Source organism: Amycolatopsis sp. NPDC033938 (assembly GCF_055575975.1).
This window is the reverse complement of the sequence record NZ_JBVIRO010000009.1, coordinates 134,407-153,492: the sequence shown is the minus strand read 5'-3', so window position 1 is coordinate 153,492 and position 19,086 is coordinate 134,407. Positions and strand designations below refer to the sequence as shown.

Annotated in this window: 21 protein-coding genes; 8 read left to right on the top strand and 13 right to left on the bottom strand. The window is 68.4% G+C overall.

From position 1 onward, the window contains the following. The first annotated feature begins 32 nt into the window (after positions 1-32). Together ACZ5ZX_RS23150 and ACZ5ZX_RS23145 are read left to right on the top strand one after the other, a co-directional pair. Positions 33-611: an LppA family lipoprotein gene (locus ACZ5ZX_RS23150; RefSeq protein WP_465504074.1), complete on the top strand. Its 579-nt coding sequence runs from the start codon at positions 33-35 to the stop codon at positions 609-611. Then, positions 608-955 carry a hypothetical protein gene (locus ACZ5ZX_RS23145; protein ID WP_465504073.1) on the top strand — a complete coding sequence of 116 codons (348 nt, stop codon included), beginning with the start codon at positions 608-610 and terminating at the stop codon, positions 953-955. The genes ACZ5ZX_RS23150 and ACZ5ZX_RS23145 overlap by 4 nt, the downstream gene beginning before the upstream one ends. Before the next feature lie 273 nt (positions 956-1,228). Here the strand turns inward: ACZ5ZX_RS23145 and ACZ5ZX_RS23140 are convergent, their stop codons facing one another. Next, positions 1,229-2,602, bottom strand: a complete 1,374-nt coding sequence (locus tag ACZ5ZX_RS23140) for an MBL fold metallo-hydrolase RNA specificity domain-containing protein (RefSeq protein ID WP_465504072.1) — start codon at positions 2,600-2,602, stop codon at positions 1,229-1,231. Positions 2,603-2,626: 24 nt separating this feature from the next. Further along, positions 2,627-3,607, bottom strand: coding sequence for an Acg family FMN-binding oxidoreductase (locus tag ACZ5ZX_RS23135; protein ID WP_465504071.1), 981 nt, complete (start codon positions 3,605-3,607; stop codon positions 2,627-2,629). A 220-nt stretch (positions 3,608-3,827) separates the two neighbouring features. Here ACZ5ZX_RS23135 and ACZ5ZX_RS23130 point away from each other — a divergent pair, with 220 nt between their 5' ends. Next, complete coding sequence (locus ACZ5ZX_RS23130) at positions 3,828-4,490, top strand: response regulator transcription factor (RefSeq protein WP_465504070.1); 663 nt, start codon at positions 3,828-3,830, stop codon at positions 4,488-4,490. On the opposite strand, the gene ACZ5ZX_RS23125 is transcribed toward ACZ5ZX_RS23130, so the two are convergent. From ACZ5ZX_RS23125 to ACZ5ZX_RS23110, 4 genes are all read right to left on the bottom strand, one after another. Then, the gene (locus ACZ5ZX_RS23125; RefSeq protein WP_465504069.1) at positions 4,487-6,208 is read right to left on the bottom strand and encodes a sensor histidine kinase; all 1,722 of its coding nucleotides are present in this window, start codon (positions 6,206-6,208) and stop codon (positions 4,487-4,489) included. The genes ACZ5ZX_RS23130 and ACZ5ZX_RS23125 overlap by 4 nt on opposite strands. 98 nt (positions 6,209-6,306) lie before the next feature. Beyond that, positions 6,307-7,251, bottom strand: coding sequence for a nitroreductase family protein (locus tag ACZ5ZX_RS23120; protein WP_465504068.1), 945 nt, complete (start codon positions 7,249-7,251; stop codon positions 6,307-6,309). Continuing rightward, on the bottom strand, positions 7,235-8,842 hold the full coding sequence (locus tag ACZ5ZX_RS23115; RefSeq protein ID WP_465504067.1) for a SulP family inorganic anion transporter: 1,608 nt from the start codon (positions 8,840-8,842) through the stop codon (positions 7,235-7,237). The genes ACZ5ZX_RS23120 and ACZ5ZX_RS23115 overlap by 17 nt, the downstream gene beginning before the upstream one ends. Next, entirely contained in the window at positions 8,839-9,963 is a 1,125-nt protein-coding gene (locus ACZ5ZX_RS23110) for a lycopene cyclase family protein (RefSeq protein WP_465504066.1), read from the bottom strand. Before ACZ5ZX_RS23110 ends, ACZ5ZX_RS23115 begins: the two co-directional genes overlap by 4 nt. 147 nt (positions 9,964-10,110) lie before the next feature. Here ACZ5ZX_RS23110 and ACZ5ZX_RS23105 point away from each other — a divergent pair, with 147 nt between their 5' ends. The 3 genes from ACZ5ZX_RS23105 (at position 10,111) to ACZ5ZX_RS23095 (ending at position 12,334) form a co-directional block, all read left to right on the top strand. Beyond that, complete coding sequence (locus ACZ5ZX_RS23105) at positions 10,111-10,776, top strand: universal stress protein (RefSeq protein WP_465504065.1); 666 nt, start codon at positions 10,111-10,113, stop codon at positions 10,774-10,776. A 17-nt stretch (positions 10,777-10,793) separates the two neighbouring features. Beyond that, the gene (locus ACZ5ZX_RS23100) at positions 10,794-11,459 is read left to right on the top strand and encodes a CBS domain-containing protein (RefSeq protein WP_465504064.1); all 666 of its coding nucleotides are present in this window, start codon (positions 10,794-10,796) and stop codon (positions 11,457-11,459) included. A gap of 293 nt (positions 11,460-11,752) precedes the next feature. Next, positions 11,753-12,334: a hypothetical protein gene (locus ACZ5ZX_RS23095; protein ID WP_465504063.1), complete on the top strand. Its 582-nt coding sequence runs from the start codon at positions 11,753-11,755 to the stop codon at positions 12,332-12,334. 495 nt (positions 12,335-12,829) lie between these two features. On the opposite strand, the gene ACZ5ZX_RS23090 is transcribed toward ACZ5ZX_RS23095, so the two are convergent. The 5 genes from ACZ5ZX_RS23090 to ACZ5ZX_RS23070 all read right to left on the bottom strand — a co-directional run bounded on the left by ACZ5ZX_RS23090 (position 12,830) and on the right by ACZ5ZX_RS23070 (position 16,201). After that, positions 12,830-13,405, bottom strand: coding sequence for a CBS domain-containing protein (locus tag ACZ5ZX_RS23090; protein WP_465504062.1), 576 nt, complete (start codon positions 13,403-13,405; stop codon positions 12,830-12,832). A gap of 26 nt (positions 13,406-13,431) precedes the next feature. Beyond that, positions 13,432-13,809 (bottom strand): hypothetical protein, encoded by a 378-nt coding sequence (locus tag ACZ5ZX_RS23085; RefSeq protein ID WP_465504061.1) that lies wholly within the window; start codon positions 13,807-13,809, stop codon positions 13,432-13,434. 12 nt (positions 13,810-13,821) lie between these two features. After that, positions 13,822-14,421, bottom strand: coding sequence for an Rv1733c family protein (locus tag ACZ5ZX_RS23080; protein WP_465504060.1), 600 nt, complete (start codon positions 14,419-14,421; stop codon positions 13,822-13,824). Between the two features lie 131 nt (positions 14,422-14,552). Beyond that, entirely contained in the window at positions 14,553-15,521 is a 969-nt protein-coding gene (locus ACZ5ZX_RS23075) for an Acg family FMN-binding oxidoreductase (RefSeq protein ID WP_465504059.1), read from the bottom strand. Between the two features lie 95 nt (positions 15,522-15,616). After that, entirely contained in the window at positions 15,617-16,201 is a 585-nt protein-coding gene (locus tag ACZ5ZX_RS23070; RefSeq protein WP_465504058.1) for an Rv1733c family protein, read from the bottom strand. A 143-nt stretch (positions 16,202-16,344) separates the two neighbouring features. On the opposite strand from ACZ5ZX_RS23070, the gene ACZ5ZX_RS23065 reads away from it, so the two are divergent. Both ACZ5ZX_RS23065 and ACZ5ZX_RS23060 read left to right on the top strand, forming a co-directional pair. Next, the gene (locus ACZ5ZX_RS23065) at positions 16,345-16,758 is read left to right on the top strand and encodes a CBS domain-containing protein (protein WP_465504057.1); all 414 of its coding nucleotides are present in this window, start codon (positions 16,345-16,347) and stop codon (positions 16,756-16,758) included. Further along, positions 16,755-17,231 (top strand): universal stress protein, encoded by a 477-nt coding sequence (locus tag ACZ5ZX_RS23060; protein ID WP_465504056.1) that lies wholly within the window; start codon positions 16,755-16,757, stop codon positions 17,229-17,231. Before ACZ5ZX_RS23065 ends, ACZ5ZX_RS23060 begins: the two co-directional genes overlap by 4 nt. 282 nt (positions 17,232-17,513) lie before the next feature. On the opposite strand, the gene ACZ5ZX_RS23055 is transcribed toward ACZ5ZX_RS23060, so the two are convergent. Further along, positions 17,514-18,596 (bottom strand): acetate/propionate family kinase, encoded by a 1,083-nt coding sequence (locus ACZ5ZX_RS23055; protein ID WP_465504055.1) that lies wholly within the window; start codon positions 18,594-18,596, stop codon positions 17,514-17,516. A gap of 76 nt (positions 18,597-18,672) precedes the next feature. Further along, the gene (locus ACZ5ZX_RS23050; protein ID WP_465504054.1) at positions 18,673-19,080 is read right to left on the bottom strand and encodes an Hsp20/alpha crystallin family protein; all 408 of its coding nucleotides are present in this window, start codon (positions 19,078-19,080) and stop codon (positions 18,673-18,675) included. Between the last annotated feature and the right edge of the window lie 6 nt (positions 19,081-19,086).

The window sequence follows — 19,086 nt, the reverse complement described above, 5'->3', positions numbered from 1 at the left end:
TGTTTCTCATGCCGAGCCGAACCTCTTATGCCGTGATCCTGACCGCGAGCCTGCTGCTGCCGGTGGCCGCGTGCAGTGATAGCGGGCAGTACCTTGGAACACCAGCTTCGGAGAAGTCGATGCCCAGTCAGGATCAATACGCCGAGCTCTCCCGTAGGCCGTCGATCGATGAGGCGGTCGCGCACTACGAGAAGCTCCGCCAGGCCCTGCAGGCGAGACTGTCCACGGAACTTGGGGTGACGGGTTGGGCGGACAAGCAGGACGGGCGCCAGTCGGGGTGCGCGAACGAGTTCCCCGGGGTGGACAGCCAGGACGCGGTCCGGATGTTCTTGAGCTTCTTGATCGCGCCGAAGCCGGTCACGGGCGAGCAGTGGCCGACGGCGACGCGGATCGTGACCGAGATCGGCGCGGAACATGGGTTCGCCAAGCCGGGACTCCAAGTGAACAAGCCGCCCGCGTTCGAATTCGAACTGAAAGACCAATACCAGGCGAGCCTGACGCTGTCGACGGACAAGACCACGGTGATCTCGATCGAGACTGGTTGTCACTTGACGACCGCGGCCAAGCAACGCGCCGGCGGTGCTCCTGCTTCGAAAACCTCTCGGAGGTGAACGTGCTGGACAGTTCGGAATCGTCGGCGCGCCACGGGCCGCTGGCGGCGGTGGCCGTGCTGTTGGTGCTTGCGGGCGGGCTGGTCGCGTTCACGCTCGGTGTGGGTGGGGCGATGAGCAGTGATTCGTGTCGACCGGGGGACGGGTCGTTCTTGTGCACCGGCACTGGCCAGAACGTCGCGTTCTGGCTTCCGCTGGCTGGTTGGATAGCCTCGATCGTTCTCGGCGGGTTGTGTGTCACGCGTCTTGATCGGCGACGCCGGTCACCGTGGCTCGGCGTCGTGGTGGGCGCGGCGGTGTTCTCGCTCATCGTCGTGATTGACTGGTTGATCATCGCCAGGTGACGGCTGCGGTCGAAGTACCAGATCGACTGAACCGGGCTACGGGCGGGACTCGGGGGTTGATGCTGACGCGCAGGCCGTTGGTGAGGGTGGAATGTCGAGCCAGAAGAGGCTGGCGCGAACGTGCGTTAGCTGTATGAGACGTCATACGACTCGCCGACTGGTGCGTCGGGTGTGACGGTGTAGGTCGTGGTGGTGATGGTCCGAGCTGGGTGAGGGGAACTTTGAGGGACTCTGAGTCCTTCACGGCCCGGCCGTGTCGCCTACGCATAGCCGTCAGATCAGCACCCGCTCCCGATCACGCGGAACGACAGCCTGCCAGTCCTTTTCGGCCCGAAGCCGTTCGGCGACCGCCTCCGACGCCTCGGGCTCGCCGTGCACGAGATAGGTGGTCTTCGGCGGCGCCCCGGCGGTGGCCCACCGCACCAGCTCGTCCGCGTCGGCATGGGCGCTGAAGGCGTCGAGCTGGGCCACATCGGCGCGGACCGTGGTGTAGCGGCCGTGGATCTTGATCTGCCTGGCTCCGTTCGCGAGGCTGCGAGCACGGGTGCCAGGGGCGGCGTAGCCGACTATGAGCACGGTGTGCCGGTGGTCGGGCAGCATGTGTTCCAGGTGATGCAGTACCCGGCCTCCGCTCGCCATCCCCGACGCGGAGATGATGATCGAAGGCATCCTCGGTGCGTTGACCCGCATGGATTCCTCCACGGTCCGCAGTTCGGTCAACGAAGGCGGAGTCAGCGGATCGTGCCCGGCCGGTTCGGGCCGGATCTCCGGCCAGTGGTCGCGGAACGCCTCGCGGTATACCCGCAGCGCCGCCAAGGCCATCGGGCTGTCGACGTAGACCGGCAGCTCGGGGATGGAATGTGACCGCATCAGTTTCGCGAGCGCGGCCAGTACCACTTCGGTCCGGTCGACGGCGAACGCCGGGATGAGCACACTGCCGCCGCGCCTGGCCGTCCGCCTGATGACATCGCCGAGCTGGTCCATGGCACCGGTGTCGTGGTGGACGCGGGAGCCGTAGGTCGATTCGAGTACCAGCGCGTCGCAAGGGGGTCGCGGCGACGGCGGCCGCAGGAGACTGTGCGCCGGACGGCCGAGATCGCCGCCGAACACGACATCACGCCCCTCGGACCGCAGCTGTGCCCACGCCGAGCCGAGGATGTGACCGGCTTGCCCGAAACGCAGCGCCATGTCCTTGCCCACCATCGTCTCGGCGCCGTACTCGAGTTCTTCGAGAAGTCCGATCGCTTTCTGCGCGTCACCGGCGTCATAGAGCGGCAACGCGGGCCGGTGTTTCGACCAGCCGTACTTGTTGGCGTGCGCGGCCTCCTCGGCCATGAGGTGGGCGCTGTCCTGAAGCACGATCGGAACGAGCGCCGCAGTGCCCGGCGTCGCGTACACCGGTCCGCGCCAGCCGGACCGCACCAGAACGGGCAGGTACCCGCAGTGGTCCAGATGGGCGTGGGTGATCACCACGGCGTCGATATCGGTCAGGGCACGCGGCAGTGGCGCCCAGTTCCGACGGCGCAGATCGGCGAGCCCCTGGAAAAGCCCGCAGTCGACCAGAACGCGGGACTCGGGGGTTTCCAGCAGGTACTTGCTGCCGGTGACGGTTCCGGCCCCGCCATGGAAGGTCAGCGCGACGGTCACGATGACACCTTTCTCGTGAGGAGCTCAGAAGCCGTTTCCGAGGATTTCGTCGACGGCACGGCGGGGGCTCGGCGGCACCGGGCCGGCGGGATAGCCGAAGCGCATGACGGCTTGCGGAAATCCGGGAAGCTCCAGATCCTCGGCCAGCGCGGACCGGACTTCGGGCAGGTGCAAGGGCTGGGTCAGGACCGAACCGGCCAGACCGTCGTCGACCGCTTCGAGCCAGGTGTCCTGGAGCGCGTGTCCCGCGTGCAGGTGGTCATGCCGGCCATCGTCGACGGTGAGGAAGACGAGCAGGGTCTCACCGGCGAGGCGGCGCTGAAGGACCCGGCGATCGGGGAGAGCCGTCCCTGGCCGGACCAGTCCCGCCCACGGAAGCGATCCGGTGGGAAGCGTGCTCGCGGCCAGTCCGACGCCATGGCGGTGATAGTGCTCGTCGTGGATCGTCCACAGGGCCAGTTCGCGCTGGTACGCCAGATCGTGCTGATACGCCTCGGCGGCGAATTCGAGCAGATCCGCGACCCGGGAGAGTTCCAGCTCGTCGTGGATCGGCCTGGCTTCGACCCCGCTCTCGGTCGCGGCGGCGATCAGGTCGCCGATCTTCTCCCGTGAGACTCGCCTGCCGGAGAAGGGGTGGCGGTAGCTTCCTCGCCGGGCTATCGCCGAGTACCGGTGCAGGTCGACATCGGACGGCGCCGAACGCCCCGTGGTCTCGATCGCGGCGACGATGTCCGGCTCACCGTCCTCCGGGAACATCCGGGTGGTCAGGTCATAGCCGAGAACGCGGACCCCGAGTTCCACATTGGCGAGGGCGGCACCGCACGAGATGAGCCGGTCACGGCCTCGGCTGTCGTGTTCGGGCAGCGCCAGGTCGCGCCGCTCACGCAGGAGAAGCCGGTCTCCGTCGAGGTCCAGTCGCCACGGCTGGATGTTGTGCACGGAGGGCGCCCGCAGCAACGTCCTCGCCAGCACCTCGGTCTCGGCCCTGGTCCACTCGTTCGCCATGTGTCCCCTCCTCAGTCGTCACTCGATCGAGTTCCACGGTGCCCCTGTCTCGCGGGGCTGGAGCAGGTACCGAGGGCACCGATCGCCGGGACCAAATACCCGGTGATCGGCCCACTAGGGCCCAAGGTCCCGGTTCCTCAGGACGTCCAGGTGGCTGTGTCTGCCGACGTGCACGGGTACCGTCGGTCGAGAAGCCGTGACCCCGCAGGAGGAACGAGAGATGGCGATCAAGGTTTTCCTCGTGGACGACCACGAGATCGTCCGGCGAGGGCTGGCGGACCTGCTCGGGAACGAACCCGACATCGAGATCGCCGGCGAAGCCGCGTCCGTCTCCGAAGCACTCGCCCGCGTCCCGCAAAGCGACGTGGACATCGCCGTGCTCGACGTGCGCCTCCCCGACGGGACGGGCATCGAACTCTGCCGGGACCTCCTGTCCACCGAGAAGGACCTGCGGTGCCTGATGCTCACGTCGTACGCCGACGACGAGGCGCTTTTCACCGCCATCATGGCCGGGGCTTCGGGATTCGTGCTCAAGCAGGTACTGGGGAACGACCTCGTGTCGGCGATCCGCACCATCGCGGGAGGCGGCTCGCTGCTCGACAGCCGGACCACCGCCGCGCTGATGAACCGCATCCGGCGCGAACGGGACCAGAACGATCCGACCGCCGCCCTGTCCGAGCAGGAACGAACCGTGTTCGACCTGATCGGCGAAGGGCTGACCAACCGCGAGATCGGTGAGCGGATGTTCCTCGCCGAAAAGACCGTGAAGAACTACGTCTCCCGGATCCTGTCGAAGCTCGGTATCCAGCGCCGGACCCAGGCCGCGGTCCTCGCGACCGAACTCAAACGGACCGCGACGCCCCCGGTGTTCGGCGACCGCTAGGTCAGCGGAACGCGCCAGAGCACCAGTGCGCCGCCACCGTCACGGTCACCGAACTCGGCTTCACCGCCGCACCGCTCCGCTCGGTCGGCGAGGTTCGACAGTCCGCTTCGCCGTCCCTCTCGCGGGATACCGATGCCGTTGTCGGCGACCTCGATGATCAGCTCGCGGCCGGCCTCGACACTGATCGTGATCTCGTCGGCGCCGGAATGCCGGACGGCGTTGCTCAGCGCCTCACGGACCACCGCCTCGGCGTGTTCGTGCAGCGTCTGCGGCACGAGCGTGTCGACTGCCCCGGCGATCCGGACCGAAGGGGTGAGCGTGCTCTCGGTCGTCAGTTCCGTGACGGCGTCGAGGAGCCGTCGGCGCAGGCTCGTCGAAACGTCCGAGCCCGAGGTGTGCAGATTGAAGATGGACGTCCTGATCTCACGAACCGTGCGATCCAGCTGTTCCACCGCCTGCGTCACCCTGTCCCGCGCGAACGCGTCGGGTACCCGGGGCACGATGCTCTGCAGGCTCATCCCGGTGGCGAACATCCGCTGGATCACGTGGTCGTGCAGGTCCTGAGCGATCCTGTCCCGATCGGCGAGCACGTCCAGGAGCCGCTGATTGCGCTGTTTCTCGCCGAATTCCAGCGCGACCGCGGCCTGGTCGGCGAACGACGACAGCATGGGGAGCTGATCGGCCTTGTACTGCGCGGAGCCCTTGTCCCTCCCCGCGACGAGGACCCCGCCGACACCGGAAGCGCTGTTCAACGGGATCACCGCGGCCGGTCCGAGGCCGTCGAAAACGGGTTCGGCCTGCCCAGGGGAGACCGTACCCAGGTCCGGGACGAGAATGGGCTGACCGGAAGCGAGCACCTGGTCGATGGCCGGATGCCCGCCCGCCATCGACGTACCTTCCCGCCGGGTCATCCGCTCCCCCGCGAAGACGCTCACCGTCAACGGTTGTCCGCTGTCCGCGGCGAGGAGGATCAACACCTGATCGGCCGCGGAGAGTTCGCGAACCCTGGCGGCGATCAGGTTCAGCGTGTCGATGATCGAAGTGCCGCCCAGCAGTTCGCCGTTGACCTCCGCGACCGCTTCGAGCCAGCGCTCCCGCGTCCGTGATCGTTCGAACAGCCGGGCGTTGTCGATGGCGACACCGGCGGCCGCGGCGAGCGCCTGCAGGACGACCTCGTCATCGGCGGTGAATTCGCCGGCACCTCGCTTCTCCGTCATGTACAGGTTGCCGAAAACCTCGTCCCGGACGCGGACCGGGACACCCAGGAAGCTGTGCATCGGCGGATGGTTCGCCGGGAACCCGACCGAAGCCGGGTGCAGACTCAGATCCGGCACCCGGACGGGATGGGGCTCCGCGATGAGCAACCCGAGCAGGCCCCGGCCTTCAGGCAAGTGCCCCATATGAGACCTGGTTTCGGCATCGATGCCCACGTGGACGAACTCCGAGAGTCCGTCCTCGTCGCCGAGCACGCCGAGTGCGCCGTACCGGGCGTCGACCAGCTCGACCGCCGCCTCCACGATCCGCTGCAGGGTCGAATCGAGCTCCAGCCCGGTGGCCACGGCCAGCACCGCGTCGAGCAGGCCTTGCAGCCGATCCCGGGTCTTGACGATCTCCGACAGCCGCTCTTGGACCTCGTGCAGCAGCTCGTCGAGCCGTAGCCCGGTCAACACCGCCGCGCTCGGTGGCGTCTCGTCGGCCGAACCTCGCTCCGGCGGCATTCGGTTACTCCTCCTGGGTCGGCATGGCGACCTGTCTTAGTCGCTCGATCGGCTCCAGCGTTTCACCACCGGCCGCTCCATGCCAAGCCGCGCGGCCGTCAGGAAGGCGGCGTGGTGAACCGGCCGTCCGGATAACCGAGCCGCATGATGAGCCGAGGGTGCCCCGGCAGGTTCAGTTCCGCGGTCATGCGCTTCCGGACGGCTTCCTCGTGCAGCAGCTGGGTCAGCACCGACGCGGCCAGCCCTCCGTCGACGGCCGCGAGCCACGAGCGCTGCATGGCCACGCCCGTCGCGACGTGGCCGGCACGATCGTCCTCCTTCGCCCAGAAGATCAAGACGTTTTCCGCGGCCAGCCTCCGCGCGAGGGTCCGGACGTCCGGGATCAGGCTGGTCCGGCGGACCAGCCCCGCCCACGGAAGACCCGCCTTGTCGTAGCCGAGCCGGACCAGGCCGTCACCGACACCGTCGGCCCGCCACTCCCCTGTCCACTCCTCAAGTTCTCGCTGGAGGCCTTCGCGGCCCTGAATCGTTTGAGAAGCCTGTTCGAGCAGTACCGCGAGGAGGTCTTCGTCACCGGTGCGCAGGACCCGGCAGCCGACGTCGCGTGGCAGCTGCCCGGTGACCGAGGCGAGCAACGACGGCGCGACCGGGATCGTGGCGAACGGACGACGGTGACTCCGCCTCCGCGAGAGGGCGGCATACGCGTGCAGCTCGCGGTCGGACGGTGGCTCGCGGCCGGAGGTCGTCACGATGGCGACCAGCGGCCCACGTCCGGGGGACATCTCCACTTCGGTGGCCCATCCCAGCACCCGGACGGCCAGCACAAGGTTCTCCAGAGCCGCTCCGCAGGAGATGAGCCTGTCGCGGCCGGTGGGGTCGTGTTCGGGAAGGGAGAGATCGGTCCGCTCGCTCAGTTCCGCGCGCATACCGGGCAGGGTCAGCGACCACGGCTGGATGTTGTGCACGGACGGCGCTCGGAGAACCGCCCGTGCCAGGACCTCGATCTCACCGTCGGACCACATGCGCTCACCCGGATTCGGCATGAGCCTTCCTCCTCTCACGGAACGCGTCGACGACGCTGGGCAGCGTCGGGTACAGCGAGCCGGAGCCGATGAGCCGGAGAAGGCCCGCGGCTTCGAGATCTTCGCGTAGCTCCTGTTTCACCCTGGCGAGCGCGAACGTGATGCCGCGGCGGCGCAGCTCCTCGCAGATCCCGCGCAAGGCGTCAGCCGCGGTGATGTCGAGTTCGAGGGCTCGGCGCCGGAAGTCGTCGGCGTTGGCGAAACAGAGCGGTGCGTCGTAGCGGTAGATCACCAGGCCCGGTTCGGTGGTCGCGTCGGGATAGTCGCCGACGTCGTGCATGCCGGGCACGCCGGGAACGAAACCGAGTACCGCGCCGTGCGGCCGCGCCAGCCTGCGCAGGAGATCCAAAATGGACAGTCCGACGGCGGCCAGTACGCCGTACAGGACACCCAGCGCGACGACCGCGAGCAAGGTCGACAGTGCCAGCACGAACTCACTGCGGCGAAACCGCGCGATACGCCGGAACTCCTTGAGATCGATCAGCTTCAATGCCGCGTAGACGACTATCGCCGCCAACGCCGCCTTGGGGAAGCCGGCCAGCAACGGTGCCCCGAAAAGGACCGTCAGCACGACCGTCGCGAGCGCGGTAAGGGAGTACAGCTGGGTCCGGGCGCCCATCGCGGAGGCCAGAGCGGTCCGGCTGCCGCTCGAACTGACCGGGAATCCATGAAGGAGTCCCGCCGAGAGATTCGACGCGGCCAGCGCCCGCAACTCGCGAGTGGAATCGACCTGCTCGCCGTGCCTGCCCGCGAAGGCGCGGGCCGTCAGGACGTTGTCGGAGAAGCCGACAAGGGCGATCCCCAGCGCGGGCAGCAGCAGGTTCGCCAGATCCGCACCGTTCACCACGGAAACCCCGGGTACCGGCAGGGTGTCCGGGACCGGTCCGATCACCCGGATCCCCTTCTCGGTGAGGGAAAAGCCGGCGACGACGGCCGCCGACACCAGCATGACGGCCAGCGGTCCGGGAAAACGCGGAAGCCAGTGCTGCGACGTCAGCAGGCAAGCCAGGACGAGACCGCCGAGGATCAAGGTCGGCCAGTGCGGGTGCCCGATGTTCACCAGGAACGAACCGAATTCCGCGATCATCCCGTCGCCCGTGGCGGGGACGCCGGTCAGCTTGCCCAGCTGGCTCACGATCATCAGCACGGCGATCCCTGCCAGGTAGCCGGTCAGTACCGGTTTCGACAGCAGATCCGCCAGCACGCCGAGCCGGGCCAAGGCTCCCAGCAGGCACAAGCCCCCTACCAAAACCGCGAGCATGGCCGCGAGCATCCCGTAACGGGCGGGATCCCCCGCGGCGAGCGGTCCGAGCGCGACGGCCGTCATCAAGGCGGTCGTCGACTCCGGGCCCACCGAAAGCAGCTTCGACGAGCCCAGCACCGCGTAGACCGCCAAAGGCCCGATCACCGCCCACAGCCCGACCTCCGGAGGCAGTCCCGCGACCTCCGCGTACGCCATCACCTGCGGCACCAGATACGCGGCGACCGTCACCCCCGCCAGCAGGTCACCGCGTAGCCAAGAACGCCGATAGCGGGCGAAGGAGAGCTTCATCGATGCCTCCGGCTTACCGCTGAGTACAACGAAGGCGGCAAACGCGCGAACAGCTTTCCCTCCTGTGGCAGGGAGCTTTCCTCGTCGAGGAAGCGCAGGACCGGCTCGGCCGACGATCGGTCGAACAGCGCCGCGAAGACCCGTTCGAGCTGAACCGGGTCCCGTGCCACGACATCGAGGAGCGTGGCGTCGAACAGCAGATGCCGAGGCTTGGGTTTCGGCAGATCGAAAGGATGACCGTGGACCGCCAACGATCTCGCGATCGCCGCGCTGTCGGCTTGGACGCGTTGGAAGGCGTAGCCGGTCGAGGCCTTGACCAGCCCGGCTTTGATTCCGATGGCGAGGATCGAACCGCGTCTGCGGTCGACGGCCGAAGCGGACAGCGGCAGGGAAGCGGCTTCCTCACGGGTGACCGCGTACTCCCGGACGCCGAGAACACTGGCGAGGTACGCGCGCAAAGCGTCTCGTTGTTCCTCGGGATACGCCACACCCCGCGAATGGGGCGGCGCGAAGGACGTGTACTCGACCAGGGCTTCTCGCGGACCTCGTGGCAGGACATAGACGAAGCTCGCGGCGCGACCCTGGGACGTACGGAAGTCGAAGAAGGTGGGCACGGCCGAATCGAACGCCGGGGCAGCCGTGCGCACGTACCAGCCGCGGAAGGTCAGCCAGCCGTCCACCCTGGACGGGCCAGGCCACGACACACTGTCGAAAACCCAGTCCGCGCTCAGTGCTTCACCGTCCACAATGGCTTCCGCGCCCCGGCCGGCCTGCCTGATGTCGGTGATCCGCCCGAGGCGGAAGACGACATCACCGCTTCTCTCCGCGGCTTTGCCGACCGCCGCCGCCAGATCATCGCCACGGACGAAGCGGTACTTGTACCGGCCGAGGCCGACGATCCGGCTACGCCCGGCCGCGTGCACGTGGAACCGATCGAACGTGCGCGACACCGCCTCGTCGAGAAGTCCCGGCTCGGCGGACCAGGATGCCCACCCCGCGGTCGCGAGCGCCCGGCTGCCGTCGTCCACGACGACGATCGGCCCCAGGGATTCCGGTCGTGCCACCAGATGTGCCACGAGGCTGAGGCCGCTGAGTCCTCCGCCGGCGATGAGGATCGTCATCACCCGAGTAAACGACTCCGCGCGCACGTGTACCAGTGACCAGAGGCGCACCCGAGGTCCCGGGAATCCGGGACCAACGGCACCGGACCACGCACGTCCGCCCGCTTAACTTTGCCCATGTAGGGCCGTAGCGACTGGAAAGAGCCGATGATGAATCGAACCCTCCGGCTGACCGGGCCGATCGTGGTCGGCGCCGACGGATCCACGGGCGCCCGCGCCGCGGCAACCTGGGGTATGCAGGCCGCCGACCGCCACGAGACCTCCCTCGAACTCTGGCACGCGCTGGGAATCCCGGACTACTACCTCGGTAGCGTGCCACCCACCGATGAACTCCTGCACAAGGTCAAGAACCGCGGAGAAGCGATTCTTCGCGAAGCAGCGGACACCGTCGGACACGCGTACGGACCCGTCGTCAGGACCCACCTCTCCGACGACTCCGCGGCCCCAGCGCTGATCGAGGCTTCCGGCACCGCCCGGCTGATCGTCCTCGGTTCCACCGAGCACAGCCGCTTCACCGCCCTGTTCGGCGGATCGGTGACGACCGCGCTCGCCGCGGCGTTCGACGAGGCCTGCGTCCGAGGAGCCGATCTAGTCGCGGTACACGCGTGGGAGGACGTCTCGGCTTCCCGCTCCTTCGGTGATCCCGCGGGCAACTACGGCTGGGGTGCCTTCACGGAGTCCGCTCGACGGATGTTGACCGAGCAGGTGTCGAAGTTCCGTGACAGCTATCCCGACGTCGAAGTGCACCAGGTGGTCGTGCTGATCCACCACGCCGCCTGCCCGGTACTGATCGCCCGCACCACGGATTCCTGACAGCGAAGGAGCGACCCATGTGCACCACCGTTTCCGAGGTCATGACCGGCAACCCGATCGCGGTCGCGCCGGACACCGGGTACAAGCGGATCGCCGCTTTGCTGGCGAGGCATCGCATCAGCGCCGTGCCCGTCGTCGGTGATTCCGGGGCGCCGATCGGCGTGGTCTCCGAGGCCGATCTCCTGGCCCGGTTCCGCGATCCCCATCCTGTCTTGTTCGCCGGTCACCACGCCAAGGACGAGACCCGTAAAGCGAAAGCCCTGCTCTCCAGGGATCTGATGACCGCGCCCGTGGTGACGATCGAAGCAGGCGCCTCCCTCGGCGCCGCGGCGATCCGGCTGGCCAGGAAGGACGTGCGACGGCTGTTCGTCGTCGAGGACGCGAAGCTGGTCGGTGTCGTGTCGCGCCGGGATCTGCTGTCCACATTCCGGCGGCCCGATGAGGAGATCCGTGGCGAGATCGAACACGACATCCTCACCGGCACCCTGTGGGTGGCACCCGGACAGGCGTCCGTCACCGTCGCCGACGGGGTGGTGACGCTTCTCGGCAGGCTGGACAACCGCGGCGCGGTCGAACGCGCGGGCACCCTGTCGAGCGAGGTCCCCGGCGTGGTCCACGTCCGGAACCGGCTCGACTTCGTCTGGGACGACGACGTCATCCGCCCCGCTTCCCTCGGCATCTGAGCGGGGAGGACCTTCGGCCTGCTCTCGAAGGGATCAGGGCGGACCGAAGGGCCACTTCGCCCGGGGCGTCCGCCTCTCCTGTGTCTCCTGCGAGCCGAGCACGATGGGAGTACAGGCAGCAACCCGCGGATCGGAAGCGAGGACCCTCCCATGTCGGCGGGCAGCTGATTCGCGCAAGCTTCCCCGCGGCGCATGACGATGGCCTCCTGTACCCGGGCCTTTCGGCCCCAGAGCCGCGTGCCGTGTCGTAACACACTCGAATCGACCCGAAATGCCAACCAGAGGAGAATTCCATGGCCACCACCGAAAGCGGGCAGCGGCGCAGCGTTCCCGTCCAGCAGGAAGTCCATGATGGACGGTCGTCCGGAGCCAAGAGCCTCGCCGTCCTCCGTGTCGCCACCGGTCTGTTGTTCCTGTGGGCGTTCTTCGACAAGGCCTTCGGTCTCGGCTACGCCACCGCTTCCCAGAACGCCTGGATCAACGGCGGTTCGCCGACGAAGGGCTTCTTGAGCCGGGTCGACGTCGGCCCGTTCGCCGACACCCTGCGCTCCTGGGGCGGCACCTGGTGGGCGGACTGGCTGTTCATGGCGGGCTTGCTCGGCATCGGTCTCGCCGTCACCGTCGGCGTGGGTATGCGGCTCTCCGCCATCGCCGGCACCGTGATGATGCTGCTGATGTGGGTCGCCGAGTGGCCGCCCGCCCGCACGAACGGCGCGGGTAAGCCGACCATGTCGACCAACCCGATCATCGACTACCACCTGATCTACGCGCTGGTGCTCATCGCGCTCGCCGCGACGGCCGCCGGGAACATCTGGGGGCTGGGAGAGCACTGGCGTCGACTGTCCTTCGTGGACCGTAACCCTTGGCTCCGATGACCCGCTGCGAAGGCCCGTCCCGGCACCGTTCACCCGGTGCCGGGACTTCGTTTTCTCACAGTCGGCGAAGGTGGTGATCGGTCCATGGCCGCTGCCGGACAAGTACCCGGACGGCGCCCGCGATCACCGAACCGGCGCCGGGTCGCCGTCGCGAGATCGATACCGGAGAGATCGGGCCTGCTGCCCTCCCCCGCCTCGAGCCAGCGGGTCCGTTCGGACAGCTTCGCCAAAACGGCCGCGGCCTCCTCGACATCGGCGTAGCAAGGAATCCCACGGTGCGGGGCGACGGACTCCAGTTGGCCGCCGGTCGGCACGCCGCCGGAGCGCGTCCGTGGTCTTCCGGCTCAGCTCGGGCAGGAGCAGACCGTTGCGAACGCAGCAGTCCGAGGACTTCGGTCACGCTGATGCAGGCTCAGGACGGCGTCGAAGTCCTCCGCACGCAACCGGCGGACGGTGACCATGTCCCGTCCGCCGGCAAAGCGCTCGTCCCGGCCGTCATGTCACCGCCGGATTCCGGGAATCCAGTACGACGGCGGCCACTCCCGGCACCGTCCTGGCGAGCGCGTCGAGCACCCGCCGTTCGGCTTCGTCCCGGAACTCGCCTGCGATGTTCACGTAACCGCCGTCGACCTTGACAGTCCATTTCGGACGATGTCCGGCGTAGTCGGTGATCAGGCCGTGCACCTGTGCGGCGATCGCGTCGTCGGGCCGGACGAGCGGACGGAGCAGATCACGCCTGCTCACCACACCGACCAGGACACCCTCCTCGACGACCGGCAGGCACCGCAGCCGATCGGCCAGCATCCGCCTGCCGATCTCGGTGACCTCGGTGGACGGCGAAACCACCTCCACCGGCGTGGACATCAACGCGCCGACCGTGATCCCGTCACCGCCTGCCCGGATTCCCCGCAGCGCGTCGAATTCGGTGAAGGTCCCCAGCACCCGGCCTTCGTGATCGACGACCGGAAGGCCGGCGAATCCCTTCTCGGTCAGCACGGCCACCGCCTCGCGAAGGGGTGTCGCGGGCGTGGTCGCCACCGCCGGACTGGTCATGATCTCCGAAGCACGCATCGGAGCCTCCTTGTGATCGTTCTGGGTCAAGCACGTGAGCGCAGGAAACCTCTGCACGCTTCGAAGAGGTCCTCCGGCGGGCAAGCCGTGACTCGGTGTTCGAGACCCGGCGGGACGACGGGGCCGCCGGTGTCCCCGGCCGTGGTCATCACGACGGGGACCCTCTCCCGGAGCGCGCACACCACCCCGAATTCCCGTGAGGTCAAGCCGGGCTCGGCACCGCGGACGTCGACGGCGAGATCCGGCCGGTCGTCCTCGTCCAGCGGGCAGGTTCCACCGGGTGCGAGAGCGCGGCACACTCCGGATCGGAGATGGCACGGGCTGACCCGGCAACCCAGGTCCCGCAACTCGGCCGCGATCTCGCGGGACGCGTCGAAGCCGGCCTCTGTCAGCAGGATTCTCATCCTTGTCTCCTTTCAGGCCGTGGGCCGGTCCTGGGCCATCCGCCGCCATTCGCGCGCCCACTCGGCGGCGCGCCTGCGACCGAGCGCCACCCGGCAGGCCAGGAAGGCCGTCCCGACCAGGGCGACCCAGCCCAGCCACAGCCCCGTGCCGACACCGATGCCTTGACTCAGGGCGTCATCGGTGGTGACCGGCGCCTCGACGGGATGGCCGCGCGCGTCGAGCCAGATCCGCACCTCGTTCCCGGTCACCATCCCGGGATCGACGGTCACCACGCCTTCGCGGATCAGCCCACCAGGCCCCGTCCAGCGGGCAGCGGCCTCGACCTTCTCGTCCAGCGGCACACCGTCGAGGCGCACGTGCAAGGGCGGGGCGTCGGCGAGCAGCACGACGGTCGTCTCCTGACCGTTCGCCGCCTGTTCGGCCGCGCGCTCCAGCCCTTCGGCGTAGGCCCCGGAACCCGCGGCCGCGGCGAAGGGAATCGCCAGCAGTGCCAGCAGGACGGCGCCGATCATCAGCGCGGCTTCGAGCCGGTCGGACCGCCGGAGGAGCGGATTTCGCGTGAACCAGGGGAACCGCGTGATCACGGTGATGTTTTCGGGCCGCGCTTTCATGGCTTTCTCCTGTGTCCGGGTTCGCTCAGAGGATCGGACCGGGCAGGTCGCGTGCCGCAGTGCCGTCTTGCACAGGCCCGCCCCTGTCCCGCGCCCTGTGCTTGTTCGGGGGATCCCGGTGACAAGAGTCGTCATGACCGCTCCCCCTCGTTCCTGTCGCGGGTGACCGCTTCGACCGGACGGCGTGGCGTCTTCACGCCCGGATAGCCGTGACCGAGCCTGAACAAGGTCTGGGGATGGCCGGCACCACGGAGCAGGTCCCGCAGTTCGGCGCGGACGGCGGTGATCTCGATCGGCTGGGAATAGAACGAAGCGCTCAGTCCGGCGTCCGTGGCGGTGAGCAGCACCCGCTGCATCGCGCACCCGGCGCGGACCTGGGAGATCGGCGCGTCGTTCGGCATCGTCAGCACCGCGACCAGCGGGTCCCGCTCGAAGACGCGAGGAGCGCCGCCCTCGTTGACGTACCGTCCCGGGAGCAGCCCGCCGGCAGAACGAGGCCCGCCTGCGTAGGTGGGGACACCGTCATCCTCGGCGGTTTGCCGGGTCCAGGCCCGGAGTTCTCGCTGGAAGGCCGCGTCCAGGCCTTGGACGTGGTCGGCACGGCGGATGAGTCCCGCGGTCGCCTCCAGCAGCCCGGCTTCATCGAGCAGGATCAGCCGTGCCCCCTCCTCACGGGCCGCCTCGCATACCGCGGTCCGCACGCGGAGTGACACCGGCTCGTCCGTGAACGGGCGGCGGTTGCTGTATCGCCGGGGAATCGCGGCGGAGAGACGTCGTTCGGTCGCGGTGGGACGGTGACGGGGACCCAGCGTGACCCGCGCCAGCAGGGAAGGCCTCTCCCGTTCGGGGGCCAGCTCGACTTCGCTGACTCGGCCCGCGGCGGCGATGGCGAGCCGCAGGTTCAGCAACGCCGCGCCGCAGGCCAGTCGCGCCTCTCGCGCTTCCGGATCGCAGGCACCGAGGATCCGGCTTTCGTCAAGCACCAGGTCGACCGTTTCCGGCGCCAGCTCGAAGATCCACGGCTGGGTGTTGTGCGGTGACGGCGCGCGCACCGCGGCGCGCAGGGCGTCCGTGACGACCGGAGAACGAGTAAGGACCATCGTGCTGCACCTGCCTTTCGACGATCTCAGCGTCTCGCGTGGCGGACGAGGACGGCAGTGGCCGTGGGCCCGGTGTGCCGGGACCTTCGGCACCGCTAGTGCGACGCGAACTCGCGCCATTCCTCCTGCCACCGCGCCCATCGAGCCCGGTCGAGCAGGATCCGGCCGCAGCGCTGACCGAGCAGCACAACCACGATGAAGGCCAGCCAGAGGCCTGCTCCCGTCCCGACGCCGAGAAGACGGGCGTCGAGAACGGTGAGGGGTGCGGCGACCGCGTTCCCGGACTCGTCGAGCCAGACCGGGACCTTCGCGCCGGCCAGGGCCCCTCGCGTCGCCGGGACCTCGCCGACTCGGCTGTCCCCGGCACGAGTGACCCACCTGGCCTTGGCGGGCGAGGTGTCTTGGACGGCACCCGCCCGGCCCCCGATGGCGATGGGCGCGCCGTCTTCGAGCAGGGTCGCTTCCCCGCGATATCTGGTGGCCTGCTCGGTCGCCGCCTGTTCGGCGCGGGCCGCGAAGACACCGGAAGCCACCGCCGCGGCGATCGGCAGGGCGATCACCACGAGGGCGATCGCGAGAAGCACCGTGAACGCCTCGATGCGATCTTCGCGCCGAGCGAGTGGGTTTCGCCCGGGATGGACCAGGTGCCAGGCTCGCGACCAGCGAGACGACGTGCTCATGAGCTGGACCTCCGCGGTGGATCGCCGGAACGTGTCGTCGCCACGATCACCCTGCGATGCCGCCCGGTAAGAGAGGCGACGGTCCCGCCCGGTCGGGACCTCCAGCCGTATTCCCGGCCCACCGCCGGATCGAGACTGGCTTCATGCGAGTACGTGATGTCATGACCACCCCGGTGGTCGCGGTGACGCCCGCGGCCACGATCGGCGAAGCGATCGCCGTGCTGACCGGCAAGGGAATCACCTCGCTACCGGTCGTCGGCGACACCGGTGAGCTGCTCGGCGTGCTGGCCGAAGAGGACCTGCTCCGGGCGCGTTACCTTCCCGGCGGCGACCCGGACAGCGGCGTCATGCTCGGCGGGCACACCAAGGTGAGCGCGCTGATGCGGCGACCAGCGGCCGGCGCCCATCCCGATGGCGACCTGACCGACCTGACGGCGAAGATGCTGGAGCGCCGGCTCCGCTCCGTCCCGGTCCTCGAACACGGCCGCGTGATCGGTGTCATCACCTGGCAGGACCTGCTCCGTGCCGGGCCATCCGCGCAAAGGAATGAACCATGAACACGAATCCCGAAAACACCCGCCACCTTCTCGTGGGCGCCGACGGCTCGGCCGACAGCGAGGAAGCGATCCGGTGGGCCATCACCGAAGCCACCGCCGTCGGCGACAACGTCGAGGTCCTGATGATTCTGCCAAGGGAAGAACTCCTTCCCGGCACGTCGTTCGCCCTCCAGCCGCACGGCAGGGTCCCGGTGCGGAAGAGCTACTCGCTCGACGACGCGGTCGCCCGGATCCAGCGTGAGCTTGACACGGACGTCGAGGTGAAGACCTCGCTGCGGCAAGGGAATCCGACGTCGGAATTGCTCGCGGCGGCACACGACGCGGATATGCTCGTGCTGGGCACGGGCGCGAAGAGCGCGGTCGGCAGGCTCGTCTTCGGCAGTGTTTCCACCGCCTGCGTCAGGCACGCGACGTGTCCCGTCGTACTGGTGTCGGCGCAGGCGGTCCACCGGTTCAGCCCGGCCGCCTCCTGACAAGTCCGTGAAGGCCTCCTTGAGGGACTCTGATTCCCTCAAGGAGGCGTGGTCTTGTGTACCTACGTCTGACCAGCAGATGAGCAGTGATCCGGCGGGCCGTCGAGCGTGTCTGTGAAGGATTTGGGACGTTGAGTGTCCCAAATCCTTCATAGACAGCGGGGATCGCCACCGGTTCGGAGGCTGATCAAGGGCACCTCACTCAGGTCCCCGGTACGGGTGCGAGACCTCCACCAGTAGGTCAACAAATCAGTGATCGCCAAGGAGGCCTTCACGGACTTGTCATACGTGTTCCACCGCGAGAACCGCCTCGGCGTCCCGTGCCAGTTCGACGTCCTCACCCGTTCCCATGGCGTAGACGGTCACCGGCGCGTCGTCCGGGCTGAGCACCCGGTCGCCGTCTCCGAGACACCGGGCCGGATCGACCGAGATCCCGAATACGCCCAGTCCTCGGGCCAGTCGCGCGATCAGCTCCGGCTGATGCTCGGTGACCCCGCCGGTGAACACGACGGCGTCGATCCGGTCGAGACTCGCCGCCATCGCGCCGATCTCGCGGCGGATCCTATGCAGGTAAACGGCGACGGCCGACATCGCGTCGGGATCCCCGGCCGCTTCGCGCGCCAGGACAGCTCGAAGGTCTCCGTTCGTCCCGCTCATCCCGGCGAGACCGGAACGGTGATAGAGCGCGTCTTCCATCTCGTCGACCGACATCGGCGCCGTCCGCAGGACGTGCAGCAGCAGCCCCGGATCCACCGAGCCGGACCTCGTAGCCATGGCCGCCCCGTCCAGCGGGGTGAAACCCATGCTCGTGTCCATGCTCCGGCCACCGCGGATCGCGGTCACCGAGACACCGGCGCCGAGGTGGCAGCACAGGATCCGTGGTTCGGCGGCGCCCAGCAGCTCCGCCACCCGACGCGCCGCGTGACGGCACGAAAGACCGTGGAAACCGTAGCGCCGCAAACGCCCTTGAGCGGTCCATTCCCGTGGCAGCGCGTACCTCGACGCCTCTTCGGGGAGGCGGGAGTGGAAGGCCGTGTCGAACGACGCGATCACCGGCAGGCCAGGACGCAATCGAAACATCTCTCGTGCCAGCCGGACCGCCTGCGGCTGGTGAAGCGGCGCGAACGGGCTGAGCTTTTCGAGCGCCTCCACGACATCCGGGGTGAGCCGGACCGGACCGGTCTTGGAGCCGCCGTGCACGAACCTGACGGCCACGACGTCCACTGTGGACCACCGGTCGAGAGCCTGTTTCGCGGCGTCGTGGGCGTCGTCCAGGCTCATGGCGGCCCATCCGACCGGCTTCCCGTCGACGACCAAGGACGATTTGAGGCTCGAAGAGCCGGGATTCAACGTCAGGACACGCATGGAGACTCCTTCGGGCACAGGGGCGCCGGGCGGGCGCGCGCTGGGGGTCGGCGCGCCCGCCCGGCCGGGGGGATGGTCAGCCCTTGCCGACCTCGATCTTGACCTGTTTCTCGTGCGGCTTGTCCTCGACCGGCATGGAGATCTCCAGGATTCCGTCCTTGTAGGCCGCGGTGATCTTCGCCGTCTTCGCACCCGCGGGCAGGGAGACGGTCCGGCTGAACTTGCCGTAGTAGAACTCACTGCGACCGTGCTCCGCGGTCCTCGCCTCACGCTCGGCGGTGATCGTCAGCAGATCCTCGTGTGCGGTGACCGAGATGTTCTTCTCCGGGTCGAAACCGGGAAGCTCGGCCCGGACGAGGTACTTGCCGTCCTCGACGGACTCTTCGATCCGCACCGGATTGTGTTCGGCGAACGGCCACGGATTCTCCAGCCAGGCCGCGATACTGGGCAGGGTCATCCGGGAACCGGGTACGAGAGTTGTCATGTCCGT